Here is a 17,988-nt window from a genome sequence, read left to right as displayed (position 1 = left end):
GCGGCGCTGCTCCCGCTTGTCGCGGACGCGGACGTTGATCCGGACGGGCGAACCGTCGAAGTTGAATTCCTCGCGCAAGCGCCGCTCCAGGAACCGGCGATAGCCCGCCTCGAGGAAGCCGGTGGTGAACAGCACGAAGGTCGGCGGCCGCACCGAGGCCTGGGTCGCGAACATCACGCGCGGCTGCCGGCCACCGCGCAGCGGCGGCGGATTGGCGGCGATGACGTCCTTGAGCCAGTTGTTCAGCGGGCCGGTCGAGATGCGCTTGTCCCATGAGTCGAGCGCGGATTCCAGTGCGGGGACCAACTTCTGGACGGCCCGGCCGGTCGACGCCGAGATGTTCACCCGACGCGCCCATGGCACGCGGGCCAGCTCGCGGTCGATCTCCTTGTCCAGCTGGTACCGGCGGTCCTCGTCGACGAGATCCCATTTGTTGAACGCGATCACGAGGGCGCGGCCGCTCTCGATGATGAGCGACAGCACCCGCAGATCCTGTTCGGTGATCGGTTCCGACGCGTCGATCAGCAGGATCGCCACCTCGGCCGCGTCGAGCGCCGACCGCGTCCGCAACGACGCGTAGTACTCGTGGCCGCTCGCGGTCCGCACCTTGCGGCGCAGACCGGCGGTGTCGACGAAGTTCCAGGTCTTGCCGCCCAGTTCGACGAGTTCGTCGACCGGATCCACGGTTGTCCCGGCGACATTGTCGACCACCGACCGCTCGGTGCCGGTGAGCTTGTTCAGCAGCGAACTCTTGCCGACGTTCGGCTTGCCCACCAGGGCGACGCGACGCGGGCCACCGAGAGTCGGTGCCTCCCGCGGGGTCTCGGGCAGCTTGTCCAGGATGATGTCGAGCAGATCACCGGCGCCGCGGCCGTGTGCGGCCGACACCGGATACGGCTCACCGAGTCCCAGCGACCACAGCGATGCGGTGTCGGACTCGAGTCGCTCGCTGTCGACCTTGTTGGCACACAGGATGACCGGGGTCTTCGAGCGTCGCAGGACCCGTGCGACAGCCTCGTCGGTCGCGGTCGCGCCGACCGTGGCGTCGACGACGACGACGATCGCGTCGGCGGTGCGCATCGCCAGCTCGGCCTGCGCGGCGACGGCCTGCTGCAGGCCCTTCGCGTCGGGTTCCCAACCACCGGTGTCGACGACGGTGAACCGCCGGCCCGACCACGACGCCGCGTACGACACCCGGTCCCGGGTGACGCCGGGGATGTCCTCGACCACGGCTTCACGACGCCCCAGGATGCGGTTGACGAGCGTCGACTTGCCGACGTTCGGCCGCCCGACGATCGCGACCACCGGCATGTGTTCGACACCGGACGCGTCGTCGGCTCCCCCGACATCGGTCAGTTGCCAGTCGGATTCGTCCGACCAGGTGCCGTCGCCGGGTAGCGCCGCGAGGTCGTTCGAGTAGTCGTCACTCACCGTTCCACTGCTCCGATCCGGGTCGCGACGAGGCCGCTCAGTTCCGCGAGCACCTCGTCGAGGGTCTTGTCGCTGGTGTCGACGACGGTCGCGTCGTCGGCCGCGCGCAACGGCGAGACCTTGCGTGTCGAGTCGAGATGGTCGCGGCGGTTCACGCTCGCCAGCACCGCGTCGTAGTCGCTGTCGCGACCGCCGGCGAGATTCTGCTTGTGCCGGCGCTCGGCCCGCGCCTCGGGTGTCGCGGTGAGGAAGATCTTGACGTCGGCGTCGGGGAACACCACGGTCCCGATGTCGCGCCCCTCCACGACCACGAACCGGCCCTGCGCATTCTGCTGTTGCAGCGCAACCAGTTTGGTGCGCACCTCGGGTACCGCCGAGACCGCGGAGACGGCGCTGGTGACGTGGTCGGTGCGGATCGGCCCGGAGACGTCGCGCCCGTCGAGGAAGACCTTGGCGCCGTCCCCATCGGGGACCAACTCGATGGCGACGTCGGCGACCACGCGGGCGATTCCGGCCGGATCATCCAGCGCGACACCGGCATCGAGAACGGCGAGAGTCACTGCGCGGTACATCGCGCCGGTGTCGAGATAGCTGGCGCCGACCTCGGCGGCCAGGAGTTTGGACACCGAGGACTTGCCCGTACCGGCCGGACCGTCGATCGCCACGACATGCGTGGTCCCGCCGGCGGACTCCGAAGCTCCGTCGCTCACAGGCCGACCGCCTTGTACAGTCCACCGACCTCGTCGTTGCCGAGGACGCGCAGGCTGCCCGGGCGCTGCTCACCCAACGCGACCGAACCGACATGGGTGCGAACCAGTTTGACGACAGGGAAGCCGACCTCGTCCATCATGCGCCGCACCACGCGGTTGCGACCCTCGTGGAGGGTGATCCGCACCAGCGACTGGCCCTCGTGGACCTCGATCACGGTGAACTTGTCGACCGTCACCGGGCCGTCGTCGAGTTCGACGCCCTCGCGCATGCGACGTCCGATCCCGCGGGGCACCTCGCCCTTGAGCGTGGCGAGGTAGGTCTTGGGCACCTCGAAGGACGGGTGCATCAACCGGTGCGCGAGTTCACCGTCGTTGGTCAGCAGCAGCAGACCCTCGGTGTCGGCGTCGAGGCGGCCGACGTGGAACAGACGCTGACCGGCCATGACCCGCTCGGCGACCACATCACCGACGCAGGGACGGCCCTGGTCGTCGGACATCGTCGACTGCCAGCCCTTGGGTTTGTTGAAGGCGAGGTACTGCCGGGTCTCGTCCATGATCACGCGGGCACCGTCGACGCGGATGATCGCGGTGTCCGGGTCGATGCGCAGCCCCTGCTCGGTGACGATCTCCCCGTCGACCTCGACACGACCCGCCGCGATCAGTTCCTCGGCGCCGCGGCGCGAGGCCACCCCCGCCTGGGCGAGCACCTTCTGCAGGCGGACGCCGTCTTCGACGTAGTTGGCGCCGGCACCCTCGCCGTGCTCAGGCGTCTGGTGCCGCGCCGGTCGGGCGTTGTTCAGCCGGATCCGGCCCACTTCGGCGTTCGGCTTCGACGACCCCTTGCGGTGGGTCTTCTTGGTTCGCGGCTGTTGTGCGGGCGCGCCCTTGCGGCGTTTTCCCGGTGAGCCATCTCGGCCAGCGGATGCCATGTTCTCTCAGTCCTGTGAGTCGGTGGTGGTGCCACCGTCGATGATCAGTTCATTCGAGTCTGACGGTTGGGTGGACAGTTTGGCGAATCGGGGATCCGAGAGCAGCTCCTCGTCGAGGTCGTCGATCAGGTCGACGTCCGGCAGCAGGGGCGCCAGATCGGGCAGTTCCGACAGTGACGCCAGCCCGAGCCGTTCCAGGAAGAGTTCGGTGGTGGCATAGGTCGTCGCGTTCGTGGTCGGTTCGCTGCCGACCTCGTTGATCAGTCCGCGAGCGACGAGGGTGCGGATCACGCCGTCGACGTTGACGCCGCGGATGGCGCTCACCCGTGCCCGGGTGACCGGTTGCCGGTAGGCGATGACCGCCAGCGTCTCGAGCGCCGCCCGCGTGAGCTTCGACCGCGCGCCGTCGAGCAGCAGCCGCTCCACGTAGGGGGCGTACTCCGCCCGGGTGTAGTAACGCCAGCCGTCGCCGGCGAAGCGCAGATCGATGCCGCTGCCCGACGCCGTGAGCTCCGACGACATGGCGTTGAGTGTCTCCCGGACCCGCGTGCGGTCCTGGTCGACGGCGTTCGCGAGTTCTTCGGTGGTGACCGGGGTGTCCACGACGAGCAGCACCGCCTCCAGGGCGGAACGGAGTCGCGCGTCGTCGAGGTACTCCCCTTCGCCCTGCAGAGTGGTCTGCTCGGGTTCGGCCGGTCCCGGGTCCTCTCCCTCGGCTACGCCGGTCGGGTCGTGGTGGTCGACCTCAGGAGCGTGATCAGTCATCCGTAGTCCTCTGCCTTGTCGATGCGCAGGTCGTCGGCACCGCGCTCCCCCGTCCACATCACCGCGAGATCGCCGAGTGCCTCGGGTTGTTCGAAGGTGATGGCCTGCTCCCGGAACAACTCGAGCAGGCCGAGGAAGCTACCGACGATCTCCAGCACGTTCTCGCAGTCCGCGGTCAGCTCGCCGAAGGTCAGCCATGTGCCCGGTACCGCACTGAGGAGAGATGCCATCCGACGTGCCTGGCCCGGAACCGACACCTTCTGGACGTCGTGCAGATGGTCGAGGCCGACGGTGGGCACCGGACGCGGCGTCAGCCCCGCCGCGGCGACCTGCGCGAAGCCGTTGGCGTCGACACCGAGGGTGACCTCCGGCAGCAGATCCTCGAAGCGCTTCTCGAGCGACACCGCGCGTGGGTAGCGCTGCAGGGCGGCGGCCTCGAGTTCGCCGAACAGGGCGGCGACCTGCTTGTAGGCGCGGTACTGCAGCAACCGCGCGAACAACAGGTCCCGGGCTTCGAGGAGTGCGAGGTCCTCCGGATCATCGACCTCGCCGGAGGGCAGCAGGCGAGCCGCCTTGAGATCCAGCAGCGTCGCCGCGACGACGAGGAATTCGGTCGTCTGGTCGAGCCCCATCTCCGGGCCGAGTGCGCGGGTGTAGGCGATGAAGTCGTCGGTCACCTCGTGCAGCGCCACCTCGGTCACATCGAGGCGGTGCTGCGAGATCAGGTTCAGCAGCAGGTCGAACGGACCCTCGAAGTTGCGCAGCTTGACCCGGAAACCGGACTCCTCGGCACCGACCTCGGACGACGCTTCCGCCGCGCTCGAAGCATCTTCGGGCACAACCGAATCGGACGCGCCGGGTTCGGATACGGCGGTTTCGGACACGGCGGGTTCGGGGACTGCCTGGTCGGTGCCGGTCGTCATGCGGGCGTGACGTTGCGGGCGATCACCTCGCGTGCGAGCGCCCGGTACGCCTTCGCGCCGGCCGACCGCGGCGCCCACGATGTGATCGGTTCCCCGGCGACGCTGGTCTCCGGGAACCGGACGGTGCGGGCGATGACGGTGTCGTAGACCGCGTCGCCGAACACCTCGACGACGCGGGCCATCACCTCACGGGAGTGCAGTGTGCGGGCGTCGAACATGGTGACCAGGATGCCGCCGAGGTCCAGGCGCGGGTTGAGCCGGTCGCGCACCTTGTTGATCGTGTCGGTGAGCAGAGCCAGCCCGCGCAGGCTGAAGTACTCGCACTCCATCGGGATGAGCACGGTGTCGGCGCAGGCCAGCGCGTTGACAGTGAGCAGACCCAGCGACGGCTGGCAGTCGATGAGGACGACGTCGTAGCGGTCGAGCACGGGATGCAGTGCCCGGCCGAGCGACTGCTCGCGACCCACCTCGGTCACCAGCTGGATCTCCGCGGCCGACAGGTCGATGTTGCTGGGCAGCAGGTCGAGACCGTCGACGCGGGTCCGCATCAGGACCTCGTCGGTGGCCACCTGCGGCGGTACGAGGAGGTTGTAGACGGTCTGTTCCAGCTCGTGATGCGGCACACCGAGTCCCGCGGACAGCGCACCCTGCGGGTCGAGGTCGACGAGCAGGACCCGACGACCGTATTCGGCAAGCGCAGCACCGAGATTGATGGTCGACGTCGTCTTGCCGACGCCGCCCTTCTGATTGCAGACCGCGATCACCGTGGCGGGTCCGTGACGGTCCAGCGGAGCGGGCTCGGGTACGTCGCGATACGGCCGCCCGGTGGGGCCGATCTCGTCGGCATCGTGCTCGGCCTCGTCGGTGTCGTTTCCGGGCGACACCTGGATGCTGTACTGATCTCCCGGACGGGCGCCAGACCCTCCCGGACGGGCGCCAGACAGGGGTGCGCTCGGAGTGGTCACGTGTCCGCCGCTCCCTTCGCTGTTCGATGCCGCTTCTCGGTAGTTCAGTTGTCCGTCCACGGCCGAGCCTCGTATCAGCCTAGGACATCTCCCCGGTCATCCCGGCGTCGGCGCGCCCGGGGGATCCGCGGGGTCAACGCGCCCTCGGATGGGCGACGGCATAGACCTCCCGCATCGTGTTGACCGTCACGAGCGTGTACACCTGCGTGGTGGTGACCGAGGCGTGGCCCAGGAGTTCCTGCACGACGCGGACGTCGGCGCCGCCGTCGAGCAGATGGGTCGCGAAGCTGTGCCGGAGGGTGTGCGGCGAGACCGCCTTGTCGAGGCCGGCGCGCTCGGCCGCGGTGACGAGCACCTGCCAGGCGCTCTGCCGCGAGAGCCGCCCGCCGCGCGCGTTCAGGAACACCGCGGGCGTCGCCCGTGACACCAGCGCGGGTCGCCCGCGGACGAGGTACGCCTCGAGTGCCTGGACGGCGGGCCCGCCGAGCGGCACGAGACGCTCTTTGCCGCCCTTGCCCCGGAGGCGAACCGCGCGCATGTCGTCGAGATCGAGATCGTCGAGATCGAGGGAGGTGGCCTCGGAGATCCGCGCCCCGCAGCTGTAGAGGAACTCCAGCAGCGCGCGGTCCCGCAACCCGCGCGGATGGTCCTCGACGCCGGCCGAATCGAGAATGGCGAGCACCTCGTCGACCGGCAGGGATTTCGGCAGGCGCCGCGCCGCGCGCGGGGGCCGCACATCGTGCGCGACGTCGGTCGGCACGATCCCCTCATCCACCGCGAACTTGTGAAAACGCCTGGTGGCGACCAGGGTTCGCGCGATCGAACTGTCGGCGAGCGGAGCGAACCCCGCCTCGGCGTCACCGCGACGGAGTTCGACGAGGAACTCGCGGATGTCCTCTTTGGTCACGGCGTCGAGTGACGGGATCCCCCGCCGGTCGAGATACCCGCGATACCTCTCGAGATCGCGCCGGTAGGACGACACCGTGTTGGCCGCCGCACCCCGCTCCACCGTCAGGTGATCGAGGTAGCGCGCGATGTCGGCGGCCAGGGTCACGACCGGCGGCCCCGATCGTCGGCACGTCGGTTCCGTAACGCGGTCGGCTCGTCCGGCCACGGGGCGTCGACGCCGCGGAGGCCGGCCGTCGACCCGCCGGCTGCGGCCGCGGCCAGGATGCCGGCCACGCTCGTCGCGTTGACGATCTCCCCCGACAACACCTTCGCGACGGCGTCGTCGAGCGGCACCCACTCGATCGACATGTCGGCTTCCTCGTCGACGCGTTCGGCCGCGTCGAGATTGTGGAGCCCCTCGGCGAGATACAACCGCAGCGCCTCGTCGGTGAAGCCGGGTGACAGCGCGAGGTCGACCAGGACATGCCATGAGTCGGCGGCGAGGTCGGCCTCTTCGGCCAGCTCGCGCTGTGCGGCGGCCAGGGGTTCTTCGTCGGCCTGATCGAGCAACCCGGCGGGCAACTCGAGCAGACGTCGGCCGATGGGGTGACGGTACTGCCGCACCATCGCCACCCGGCCGGCATCGTCGCGCGCCAGGATCGCGACGGCCCCGAAATGTTCGACGACCTCACGCTCGGCGACGCGCCCGCCCGGCATCTCGACGTCGTCGACCCGGAGGGTGATGATCGCGCCGTCGTAGACGGTGCGGCTGTCCTTGACCTCGAAGTCGTGGCCCAACGCGGTCAGTCCCTGCCGGCAGGGTCGTCGAGGACTGCCTCGCCCAGCCCGGCGACCGGTTCCACCGTGACCGCGTTGACGGCGGCCACCGCGTCCGCGGGAGCGTCGTTCGACTCGTAGTCGTCGCCGAGGTCGACCGGAAGACGTTCGGCCGCCTTGTACTTCAGGGCCGCCTCGATGAACGAACGGAACAGCGGATGCGGGCGGGTCGGCCGGCTCTTGAGCTCCGGGTGTGCTTGCGTGGCAACCAGATACGGGTGCACCGACTTGGGGTACTCGACGAATTCGACGAGGTGCCCATCGGGCGAGGTACCCGAGAACACGAGCCCGGAGTCGGCGATCTTGTCGCGGTAGGCGTTGTTGACCTCGAAGCGATGACGGTGACGTTCGGACACCTCCCGCGTCCCGTAGGCCTCGGCGACGACGGACCCGGCCTTCAGCACGGCGTCGTAGGCACCGAGTCGCATGGTGCCGCCCAGGTCGGCGTCGCCGGCCACGGCGTCGGCCTGATCGGCCATCGTCGAGATCACCGGGTGCGGGGTTTCTGGGTCGAACTCGGTCGAGCTGGCCTCGTCGAGGCCGACCGAGCGCGCCGCCTCGATGACCACACATTGCAGCCCGAGGCACAAGCCCAGCAGCGGGATCCCGCGCCGCCGTGCGTACGAGATGGCACCGACCTTGCCCTCGATGCCGCGGATGCCGAAGCCGCCGGGGATCAGGATCGCGTCGACGTCGCCGAGGGCGGCCTGCGCGCCGGCCGGGGTGGCGCACTCATCCGAGGGCACCCACTTGATCTCGGTACGCGCCTTCCAGGCGAAGCCACCGGCGCGGATGGCCTCGGTCACCGACAGGTAGGCGTCGGGGAGATCGACGTACTTGCCGACCAGCGCGACGCGGACGGTTTCGCGCGGCTCGTGCACGCGGCGCAGGAGCTCGCCCCACACCGTCCAGTCGACGTCGCGGAACGGCAGACCCAGCTTGCGGACCACGTAGGCGTCGAGGTGCTCGCTGTGGAGCACCTTCGGGATGTCGTAGATCGACGGGGCGTCGGGGGTGGAGATCACGCCGTCGAGTTCGACGTCGCACATGAGCGCGATCTTCTTCTTGAGCCCTTCGGGCACGTCGCGGTCGCAGCGCAGGATCAGCGCGTCGGGCTGGATGCCGACGTTGCGCAGCGCGGCGACCGAGTGCTGGGTCGGCTTGGTCTTGAGTTCCCCCGACGGCGCGAGGTAGGGCACGAGCGAGACGTGCAGGAAGAAGACATTGTCGCGGCCGACGTCGTGGCGCACCTGTCGCGCGGCCTCGATGAACGGCAGCGACTCGATGTCGCCGACCGTGCCACCGATCTCGGTGATGACCACATCGGGCACTTCACCGCCGGCGTCGGGTTCGGCCATGGCCAGCACGCGCGACTTGAGCTCGTCGGTGATGTGCGGGATGACCTGAACGGTTTCACCGAGGTACTCGCCGCGGCGTTCCTTGGCGATGACCGACGAATACACCTGTCCGGTGGTCACATTCGCCGACTGCGAGAGATTGCGGTCGAGGAAACGCTCGTAATGTCCGACGTCGAGATCGGTCTCGGCGCCGTCCTCGGTCACGAACACCTCACCGTGCTGGAACGGATTCATGGTGCCCGGATCGACGTTCAGATACGGATCGAGCTTCTGCATGGTGACCCGCAGGCCCCGCGAGGTGAGAAGCTGACCCAGGCTGGAGGCCGTCAGGCCCTTGCCCAGCGAAGAGGCGACGCCACCGGTCACAAAGATGTGCTTGGTGTCGTGTACATGGCGAAGTGGTCGCAAAAGAAGTGTCTCCCGTCGGCCGAATCGGGGCCGATGCCCTGATTACCTACGGGACTCCAGGGTAACACCACCGACGCCCGACGCCGCACCGCCACACCGTCGACGGGTGTGGCGGTGCTCGCGTGCGGTGGCGGACTCGATCTCAGGCGGCCGGTCGTCCGTCGGCACCGACGGTGATCGCGGTCGCGCCCGGGCCGGTGCCGTAGGAGCCGGTCGTCCCGTCGGCCTCGGCGGCCAGGGCGAGGATCGTCGTGATGAGACCCGTCGGCTGGTCGATGTTGTCGACGGTCGAGACCGCGTTGGCCAGCGACGGATCCGAGCGGACGATGGCGATCGGCGACCCGCCCGCCGCGGAGCCGGTGCGTCCGACCAGTACCCCGCCGACCCCGCGTGCCGACAGCGTGGCGGCCAGGCGGCCGACCAGCGTGCCCTGCGCACCGGAGTCCGGACCGAACTCGTCACCGGTCACCACCACCACCAGATCGGTCGGGGTGATCGCGTTGTCGGCGTAGTCGATGAACCCACCGTCGCGCAGTGTCGCCAGCCCGGTCCGACGGTCCCCGGACGACGCCGGTCGCGCTGTCTCGTTCGACAGCACGAGGGCCCCGAGCAGGTCCCCGACCCGGCCCCCGGAATCGGTCAGTTCCGCGCGCAGCATCGTGCCCGGCGGAATGGTCTGGTCGACGATCGTCCGCAGTTCCTCGGACTTGCCGTCGGTGAGCAGTGCGTCGGTCAAACCGATCTGTCCGCCGAATCGGGCACCGGCACCCGAGATCGATTCTTTGACCGCATCGACATCGGCATCCGCCGCGTTCGGTGCGGTGACCACCAGCACGGACTGCCCCTTGAGCTTGTTCGCGATCAGCCGGGGTGTGATGGCGAGGTCGAAGCTGTTGGAGGCGTTGAGCTTTGCGTTGAGATCGTCGCGCTCGCTCTCCAGGTCGCCGATGCGGTCACGACTCGTGCCGGTCATCGAGTTGACGCGGTCCCCGACGAATCCCGACCCCAGGAACAGTCCCAGGGCGAGCGCGAGGAAGACCGCGACCAGCGAGATCGCATGCTGTCGTAGCGAGATCATCGGCTACCGGTTCCAGACCTCTCGAGCCCAGTCGAGCAGCGCATTCCACTGCACGACGATCCAGTCGGTGATGTCGGTGCCCGCGTTCGACAGCAGCACGGCGGCGATGACGGCGACGAGTGCCGCCAGCACGACACACGCGATGGCGGCGCCCGACACCCGGCTGCGGTAGAGCGTGGCGACCGCCTTCGCGTCGACGAGCTTCTGGCCCACCTTCAGTCGGGTCAGGAACATCGACGGATTGCTCTCCCGGCGCGACCGGTCGAAGAAGTCGTCGAGCGATCCCGGGTAGCCGACGGTGACGATCAGGTCGGCGCCGTGGTAGTCGGTGAGCAGCAACGCGAGGTCGCCGGCCGACCCGGCGGCCGGGAACGTGGTGGCCCCGATGCCGAGGTCCTGAATGCGTTCGAGCCCGGTCGCATGTCCGTCGGTGTCGGCCGGAAGCACCAGCTGTGCACCGGATTTCAGCGTCGGAGTCTTCATGGTCTCGGGATCGCCGACGATGATCGACGGCTTGTACCCGGCCTTCATCAGCGTGTCCGCACCGGCCCCGACGCCCACCATGACGGGCTGGTACTCCTTGATGAACGGCTTCAGCGAGCGGAGGTCGGCAGCACGGTCGGCACCTTCGCCGACGATGACGACGTGACGGCCTGCGACGTCGACGTCGATCTCCGGCACACCGACCCCGTCGATCAGCAGCGGCGACTCGCTGCGGATGAACTCGATCGTGTTGCCCGAGAACGCCTCGAGATGGTCGACGAGGCCCGCCTTGGCACCGATCATGATGTCGGCGATGTCGCGCTCCTCGAGCTCGGTACCGAGGGCGAGTCGCCGTTCGCCGACGAGGAGCCGGTCGTTGTGGACCCGCACCTTGGCACCGTCCTTGACCCGCTTGAAGATCTCCGGACCCACATCGTCGAGCAGCACGATGCCGGAGGCCACCAGGACCTCGGGTCCGAGGTTGGGGTAGCGGCCGGTGATCGACCGCGAGGCGTTGACCACGGCCACGACGTTGGCCTCGACGAGCGCGTCGGCGGTCACCCGGTCGAGGTCGACCTCGTCGAGAATGGCGATGTCACCCGGCCCGACGCGGTTGAGCAGCCGTTTCGTGTTCTTGTCGATCCTGGCGATACCGGTCACGCCAGGCAGTTCTTCGGTGTTACGCGCGAGCAGTGCAGGCATCTTCATGACGGCCATGATCGGCCGAAGGCACGCCTCAGCCGGGGAGGCGCGCCGTAACAACAGCAACTTTTGTCACACACGCACCACGTGTTTCACCGTCGGCGGTGCTCAGTCGGCGGCGCGCTCCGCCTCCGCGGTGGCCAGCAGTTCCTCGGCGTGGGCGCGCCCGGTGTCGGACTCCCCCAGGCCCGCGAGCATGCGGGCCAACTCCGCCACTCGCTCGCTCCGATCGAGGGTGCGCACACTGCTGGTGACGAGCGCCCCCTTCTTGCTCTTGCCGATGACCAGGTGGTTGTCGGCGAACGCCGCGACTTGAGGGAGGTGGGTCACCACGATCACCTGGTGTGCTCGGGCCAGCCTCGACAACCGCTTCCCGATCTCCACGGCCGCGCGACCACCGACCCCGGCGTCGACCTCGTCAAAGACCATCACCGATCCCGAGGTGGGTGCGGCGAGGACGACTTCGAGGGCGAGCATGACCCGTGAGAGTTCGCCGCCCGACGCCGATTTCGCGATGGGCAGCGGCGTGGCGCCGGGATGAGCGAGAAGTGCGAATTCGACCTTGTCCGCGCCGTCGGCGCCGGCGTGCGCGGCGGTGCCCGCGACGCTGACGGTCAGCCGGTCGTCGGGCGTCGCCGCATCCGGGTTGACCGCGACCGCCAGCGCCGAGTCCCCCATCGCCAGCCCCTTGAGCTCTCGAGACACCTTGTCGGCCATCGACTTCGCGGCCTTCGACCGCAGCGTGTGCAACTTGTCCGCCGCGGCCTGCACCTTGTCCCGGGCCGCCGTCGCGGCAACCTCGAGCTCCTCGATGGAGGCCCGTGGGTCCTCGATCTCCGCGAGCCGGGCCTCGGCCTTGTGGCGCCAGTCGATCACCCCGTCGACATCCGGCGCGTACTTGCGGACGAGCGTCTTCAGCTCGGCCTGACGGGCGAGCAACTTGTCGAGCTCCTCGGCGTCGGCGGGTAGGCCCGACGTGAAGGCGGTCAGTTCGGCGCCGACATCGGTGATGACGGTGAGCGCCTCGGCGACGCGCGGTACGAGATCACGCAGCGTGTCGTCGGCCGCGGTCTCCAGCAGCGTGCGCACCGTTCCGAGTCCTTCGATGACCGACGATCCCGAATCCCCGGCGACGATGGCGTGCGCCTGGTCGGCGGCACCACGGATGGACTCCAGGTCGGAGAGCCGGCGGATCGTCGCGGTCAGCTCCTCGTCCTCGCCGGGCACCGGATCGACCGCGGCGATCTCGTCGATGCCGAACCGCAGCCGGTCGGCTTCCTGCGCGAGTTCCCGGTAGTTGGCGCGCCGGGCGTCGAGTTCGTCGAGGACCTCGACCCAGGCCGTTCGTGCCTTCCGGTATGAGTCCAGCGCCGCAGCCGCCTTCGGGCCGGCGAACGTGTCGAGTGCCGCGCGCTGGTGTTCGGGGCGGAGGAGCCGCAACTGGTCGTTCTGGCCGTGGATGGCCAGGACCGCCGTGGTGAGTTGGCCCATGACGCCCACCGGGACGGACCGGCCGCCCAGATGGGCGCGGGATCGTCCGTCGGCGCTGACCGACCGGACCGCGATGACGGTGTCGTCGTCGTCGAGTTCGGCTCCGGTGGAGTCCAGGATGTCGGCGACGACCGGATCCCGGTGCGCTCCGCCGTTGTTCGCGAGCCGGAACCGGCCCTCGACGACTGCCTTGGGGCTGCCGGTCCGGACGCGCGTCGCGTCGGCGCGGGCACCGGACAGCAGGTGCAGGCTGGTGACGATCATCGTCTTGCCCGCTCCGGTCTCGCCGGTGAGCACCGTGAATCCCGGATGGAAGCGCGCCTGCGCCTCCTCGATGACACCGAGACCGGTGATCGAGATCTCTTCGAGCACGACTATGCCTGCCTCCCTCGCCATCCCGTGACCGGGAGGGCGAACTTGGTGACCAGTCGGTCGGCGAAGGGGTCGGAATCGATCCGGATCCAACGCACCGACCGTTCGCTGCGCACCACCTCGACGCGGGCTCCCGCGGGCACGTCGAGTGCGCGTCGGCCGTCGCACAGCGCCAGCGCGGACCGCCCGTTCTTGTCCACCTCCACCGCGATCCGCGATCGCGGACTCGTCACCATCGGCCGGGCGAACAGGGCGTGGGCGTTGTTCGGCACGACCAGGATGGCCTCGAGGTCGGGCCACATCACCGGCCCGCCGGCGGAGAACGCGTAGGCCGTCGATCCGGTCGGTGTCGACACCAGCACTCCGTCGGCGCCGAAGGCTGAGACCGGCCGGCCGTCGACCTCGGTCACGAGCTCGAGGACACCGTTGTTGCTCGTGTTCAGGACCGCGACCTCGTTGAGCGCCCAGCTGCACGCGGTCGGCGGGTCCGGGTCGGCCGGGTCCACGATGGCGATGTCGAGGGTCATCCGCGGTTCGATGCGGTAGTCCCGGGCGATCAGCTGGGTCATGACCTCGTCGACGCGATGCGCCTCGGCCTCGGCGAGGAAGCCGATGTGTCCGAGATTGATACCCAGGACCGGGACCTCGGCGGGATAGGCCAGCTCGGCGGCCCGGAGGAAGGTGCCGTCACCGCCCAGGACGATGACGAGTTCGCAGCCCTCTGCCGTCGCGGACTCGGCCGTAGTGACCTCGACGACCGCGCCGAGCGACCGCAGGTATTCGGGGTCGACCGGTACGTTGCGGGGACGGGGCGACTCGCCCTCGTTGTTCCGGTACAGCACATCGTGATCGGGGGCGTCGCGGTCGAGGGTGTCGTGGTCGACCACGCGCAGCGCGACGTCGGCGGCCGCGCAGTGGCGCGCGATCGCCTCGATGGTCTCGAGCACGTTCTCGCGTCCGGTGTGGGCGACCACCAAGAACTCGCGGGCACCGGTGTGGTCCGGTGCCGGATCGTCGGTCACTGGTGATCCCCTCCATCGAAGTGCGGTCTGGGATAAGTGCGGTGTCGGTACGGAGACGCGGGCCCAGCGGTCAGCGCGGTCCCGCGGCGACCGCCTGTTCGATCATGGCCCGGAGTTCGTCCGGGGACCCGAGGGGGCGATCCGCGTCGGTCGAGTCCGCCCGGTCGACCCTATCGCTCCACCCCGACTCCTCGCCCGTCCGGTCGGCGAGCTCGTTGTGCAACCACAGGAAGTACTCGACGTTCCCCGACGGCCCGGGCAGCGGGCTCGCCACCACACCGCGCGTCCGCAGTCCGTGCGCGGCGGCCTCGATCGCCACCCCGAGTACCGCCTCGGCGCGCAGCGCGGAATCGCGGACCACGCCGCCCGATCCGACCCTTTCCTTGCCGACCTCGAACTGCGGTTTGACCATCGGCAACAGGTCGGCGCCCGGCGCGCAACAGCGGGCCAGCGCGGGCAGCACCAGGCCCAACGAGATGAACGACAAGTCGGCGACCACGACGTCGACCGGGCCGCCGATGGACCCGGGCTCGAGGTGCCGGACGTTCGTCCGGTCATGGACCACGACGCGCTCGTCGTTCTGCAACCGCCAGATGAGTTGTCCGTATCCGACGTCCGCGGCGACCACCTCGCGGGCCCCGCGGCGCAGCAGCACATCGGTGAATCCCCCGGTCGATGCGCCGGCGTCGAGGCACCGACGCCCCTCCACCGTCAGGCCACCCGGCTCGAACGCCTCGAGCGCACCGAGGAGCTTGTGCGCGCCTCGTGACGCCCAGTCGTCTCGCGGACCCTCGTCGACGACGATCGGGGTGTCCCGGGTGACCCCGGTGGCCGCCTTCGACGCGATGGTCCCGTTGACCCGGACCGACCCGGCATCGACGAGCTCACGCGCCTGTTCGCGCGATCGGGCGAGACCTCGGCGGACGAGTTCGGCATCGAGTCGTGCTCTGGCGACCATGGTCAGAACCGCTCCCTCGTGGACGACTCCGGTTTCCGCACCGAGGCCGGTCTCATCGTCGGTCCACGGCGTCGAGGGCCGCGGTGAGCGAGTCATGGGCCTGCTCGAGAAGCGCCGCCTGACGTTCGAGCGCCGCCAGCGAGAAGGCGTCACCCGCCGATTCACGGATCTCGTCGACCTGCGCGAGCATCTCGGTGACCTCGGCCTCCACGTCGGGCAGCTCCCCGACCCCATCGGCGGTGCCGAATGCGTCGACGACGGGGTCGAACTGCCGACGCGGCATCGCTCCCGGCGTGGGCCGGGACGGACCTGGGTCAGCCGAGGAGGCAGTCGGGTGAGTCATCGTGGACCACGCTAGCCGACGACTGTGACACCGAGGGATTCGAGCTTGGTCCTCGCGGCTCCCTCCGCGATCACCCGCAAGTCGTCCGGATCCGCGGACCCGGCATCGACTGCGGCCCAGGTGGCGGCGGCGAGCGCGGGCACCAGTCCCGCCTCCGCGCCGGAACCGGCGACCCGCACGGTCGGACCCTCGACGGTGATGTCCCAACCGGGCTGGTCGGACACCCGCACGGCGTCGATGTCGACGAAAAGGCCGGCGAGGTCGTCGAGAACGTAGGTGGGTCGCTGCTCCGGGGGCGCCGACAGCAGATCGTCGACCGTGCTCACACCGGTCAGTACCAGGGCGCTCTCGATACCGACGGCATGGCCGCCCTCGATGTCGGTGTCCAACCGGTCCCCGACGACGAGCGGAGCGCTCGCCCGAGCACGCGCGATCGCGTCGGCCATCAACGGCGCGGCGGGCTTGCCCGCCACCAGGGGCTCCTTGCCCGTCGCGTTACGCAGCGCGGCGACCATCGAACCGTTCCCCACGAGCAGGCCCCGCTCGGACGGCAGGGTGGCGTCGATGTTCGTCGCGATCCACAGCGCGCCGGCCCGGATCGCGAGCGCCGCCTCCGACAGTTGCGCCCAACCGGTGTCCGGCGAGTGGCCCTGGATCACCGCGGCCGGTCGGTCGTCGGCACTACGCGTCACCCCGACACCGACTTCGCGGACTTCTTGCGCGAGTCCGTCGGTACCGATCACCAGTGCACGCGAACCCGGCTCGAGATGTTCGGACAGCAGCCGCGCGCCCGACTGTGCACTCGTGACGACGAGGTCGTCGGTCGCCTCGAACCCCAGCTCACGCAGGTGCGCGGCCACCTCGGACGGCCGCCGGCTCGCGTTGTTGGTCACGAAGAACCGCGGGATGTTCAGCCGGGCGAGGGCATCGAGCGCATTCGGCAGCGCGTGATGCCCGGCGAACACGGTGCCGTCCAGGTCGAGGAGTAGTGCGTCGTGACGATCGACAAGGGTCACGGAATCGGGCGGCGATGTGATGGCGGGTTCGGCCGCAGACTCGGTTCCCGACGACTCGTCCAGGGTGGCGAGGGGATTGGGCACCCCTTCCACGATGGTCGACTCGGCGATCACGTCATCGCCGGCATCTCCCTCTTCCTCGGCAACGGCGGACACCGCCACCGAATTCGAGGTCTTCGACAGGTCGGCCGTACCCGGAACGGCCTTGATGGTGTCGTTCTCGATGGCATCGGACGCAGCAGGTGAATCGATTGCGGGAGTGACATCGGGCGCAGGCGCTGAGGCGGGCGCGATCGGGTCCGCATCGGAGTCGATGTCCCGCTCGACAGCCGGCACCGACAGCGGGTTGTCGAGCTCGCCTGGCGCAGCGCCGTTCACTCCCACACTCTCGGACGGCTGGTCGTCGTTGGCCAGCTCGGTCAACCGGAACTCGGCATCGGTGACATCATCGACGTCGGCGGCCGCCGCGTTCATGAACCAGGTGATCGCGTCGTCGCGACGACCGGCAGCTTCCAGGGCAGACGCATAGGCGTAGAAGAGACGGGCCGGTCCGGTACCGAGCTGCCCGGGCTTGAGGTTCTCGGCCTGCAGCGTCACGACCGCCTTATCCGGTTCACCGAGGTCCATGCGGGCACCGGCTTCGACGATCCGCATCTCGGTGGCATCGTCGCCGGTCAGTGACCGTCCCTCGTCACCGCGCGCGATCTCGACGGCACGCTCAGGGCGCCCGAGTCCGCGTTCGCAGTCGGCGATGAGCGGCAACAGGGCCGGGTTGCCGGTGATGCGCTTGGCTGCGCGGAGTTCGGTCGCCGACTCCTGCCACTCGCCCGCGTTGTAGGCAGCGATGCCGACGGTCTCGCGAACGACGCCGACCCGGGAAGCGCGAGCGCGAGCGGCACGTGCATGTTCCAGCGCCTGGACGGGATCCTCGAGCAGGATGCGCGACACCATCACCAGGTGCCGCGCGACGATCTCGGCGTTGGCCTTGTCGAGCGTCAGCAGATCACGGCGCACCTCGGGATCGAGATCCGACGCCGCGATGTCCTCGGGTAGCGGTGGCCCGGGCTGCCGGCTGCCGCGATCAGATCCGCGGTCACGCCCCGGACGATCATTCCGGCCACCTCGACCGCCATCCCGCTGTCCACGTGTGTCCCGCTGGCCGCGCCCGTCGCTGCGCGGACGATCACGATCACTCATAGCTGCCAATCTATGCCCTCGAACCTTGCTGAGTTGTGCCGCCCGGCGATGACGCATCAGGCGACCGACGCACGAGAAAGACCCCGTATCCGACGAAAGAAATCATCGAATA

The 17,988-nt window shown here is 69.3% G+C and carries 16 protein-coding genes; all 16 read right to left on the bottom strand.

All coding sequences use genetic code 11. The annotated features are described in order from the left end of the window. Nucleotides 1-1,431: ribosome biogenesis GTPase Der (gene der, locus M4D77_RS20210; RefSeq protein ID WP_259937180.1), on the bottom strand; the 1,431-nt coding region annotated here is incomplete at its 3' end. Beyond that, nucleotides 1,428-2,141 carry a (d)CMP kinase gene (cmk, locus tag M4D77_RS20205; protein ID WP_058253159.1) on the bottom strand — a complete coding sequence of 238 codons (714 nt, stop codon included), beginning with the start codon at nucleotides 2,139-2,141 and terminating at the stop codon, nucleotides 1,428-1,430. The genes der and cmk, both read right to left, overlap by 4 nt. Further along, nucleotides 2,138-3,070 carry a pseudouridine synthase gene (locus M4D77_RS20200; RefSeq protein ID WP_058253158.1) on the bottom strand — a complete coding sequence of 311 codons (933 nt, stop codon included), beginning with the start codon at nucleotides 3,068-3,070 and terminating at the stop codon, nucleotides 2,138-2,140. Before M4D77_RS20200 ends, cmk begins: the two co-directional genes overlap by 4 nt. Nucleotides 3,071-3,076: 6 nt before the next feature. Next, nucleotides 3,077-3,835 carry an SMC-Scp complex subunit ScpB gene (gene scpB, locus M4D77_RS20195; RefSeq protein WP_065629800.1) on the bottom strand — a complete coding sequence of 253 codons (759 nt, stop codon included), beginning with the start codon at nucleotides 3,833-3,835 and terminating at the stop codon, nucleotides 3,077-3,079. After that, entirely contained in the window at nucleotides 3,832-4,758 is a 927-nt protein-coding gene (locus tag M4D77_RS20190) for a ScpA family protein (protein WP_083207271.1), read from the bottom strand. Before M4D77_RS20190 ends, scpB begins: the two co-directional genes overlap by 4 nt. Beyond that, on the bottom strand, nucleotides 4,755-5,723 hold the full coding sequence (locus M4D77_RS20185; protein ID WP_388029988.1) for a ParA family protein: 969 nt from the start codon (nucleotides 5,721-5,723) through the stop codon (nucleotides 4,755-4,757). The genes M4D77_RS20190 and M4D77_RS20185 overlap by 4 nt, the downstream gene beginning before the upstream one ends. Before the next feature lie 133 nt (nucleotides 5,724-5,856). Continuing rightward, nucleotides 5,857-6,777, bottom strand: coding sequence for a site-specific tyrosine recombinase XerD (gene xerD, locus M4D77_RS20180; protein ID WP_068972164.1), 921 nt, complete (start codon nucleotides 6,775-6,777; stop codon nucleotides 5,857-5,859). Further along, nucleotides 6,774-7,409, bottom strand: a complete 636-nt coding sequence (locus M4D77_RS20175; protein ID WP_068972163.1) for an NUDIX hydrolase — start codon at nucleotides 7,407-7,409, stop codon at nucleotides 6,774-6,776. Before M4D77_RS20175 ends, xerD begins: the two co-directional genes overlap by 4 nt. Before the next feature lie 5 nt (nucleotides 7,410-7,414). Further along, the gene (locus tag M4D77_RS20170; protein WP_083229474.1) at nucleotides 7,415-9,214 is read right to left on the bottom strand and encodes a CTP synthase; all 1,800 of its coding nucleotides are present in this window, start codon (nucleotides 9,212-9,214) and stop codon (nucleotides 7,415-7,417) included. A gap of 142 nt (nucleotides 9,215-9,356) precedes the next feature. Further along, complete coding sequence (locus M4D77_RS20165; RefSeq protein ID WP_065629797.1) at nucleotides 9,357-10,292, bottom strand: copper transporter; 936 nt, start codon at nucleotides 10,290-10,292, stop codon at nucleotides 9,357-9,359. A gap of 3 nt (nucleotides 10,293-10,295) precedes the next feature. Next, nucleotides 10,296-11,483 carry a putative cytokinetic ring protein SteA gene (gene steA, locus M4D77_RS20160; RefSeq protein WP_058253215.1) on the bottom strand — a complete coding sequence of 396 codons (1,188 nt, stop codon included), beginning with the start codon at nucleotides 11,481-11,483 and terminating at the stop codon, nucleotides 10,296-10,298. A 102-nt stretch (nucleotides 11,484-11,585) separates the two neighbouring features. Then, nucleotides 11,586-13,340: a DNA repair protein RecN gene (recN, locus tag M4D77_RS20155; RefSeq protein ID WP_159370961.1), complete on the bottom strand. Its 1,755-nt coding sequence runs from the start codon at nucleotides 13,338-13,340 to the stop codon at nucleotides 11,586-11,588. Between the two features lie 2 nt (nucleotides 13,341-13,342). Further along, on the bottom strand, nucleotides 13,343-14,362 hold the full coding sequence (locus M4D77_RS20150; RefSeq protein WP_058253151.1) for an NAD kinase: 1,020 nt from the start codon (nucleotides 14,360-14,362) through the stop codon (nucleotides 13,343-13,345). A 70-nt stretch (nucleotides 14,363-14,432) separates the two neighbouring features. Further along, entirely contained in the window at nucleotides 14,433-15,320 is an 888-nt protein-coding gene (locus M4D77_RS20145; protein WP_259937181.1) for a TlyA family RNA methyltransferase, read from the bottom strand. 52 nt (nucleotides 15,321-15,372) lie between these two features. Continuing rightward, a complete protein-coding gene (locus M4D77_RS20140; RefSeq protein WP_396266605.1) occupies nucleotides 15,373-15,603 on the bottom strand; it encodes a hypothetical protein in 231 nt (76 codons plus the stop codon). 71 nt (nucleotides 15,604-15,674) lie between these two features. Continuing rightward, nucleotides 15,675-17,876: an HAD-IIA family hydrolase gene (locus M4D77_RS20135; protein ID WP_259937174.1), complete on the bottom strand. Its 2,202-nt coding sequence runs from the start codon at nucleotides 17,874-17,876 to the stop codon at nucleotides 15,675-15,677. Nucleotides 17,877-17,988 lie beyond the last annotated feature (112 nt).

Source organism: Gordonia sp. p3-SID1431, from assembly GCF_025143765.1.
Taxonomy (GTDB): Bacteria; Actinomycetota; Actinomycetes; order Mycobacteriales; family Mycobacteriaceae; genus Gordonia; species Gordonia hongkongensis.
This window is presented reverse-complemented; position numbering and strand designations above follow the sequence as displayed.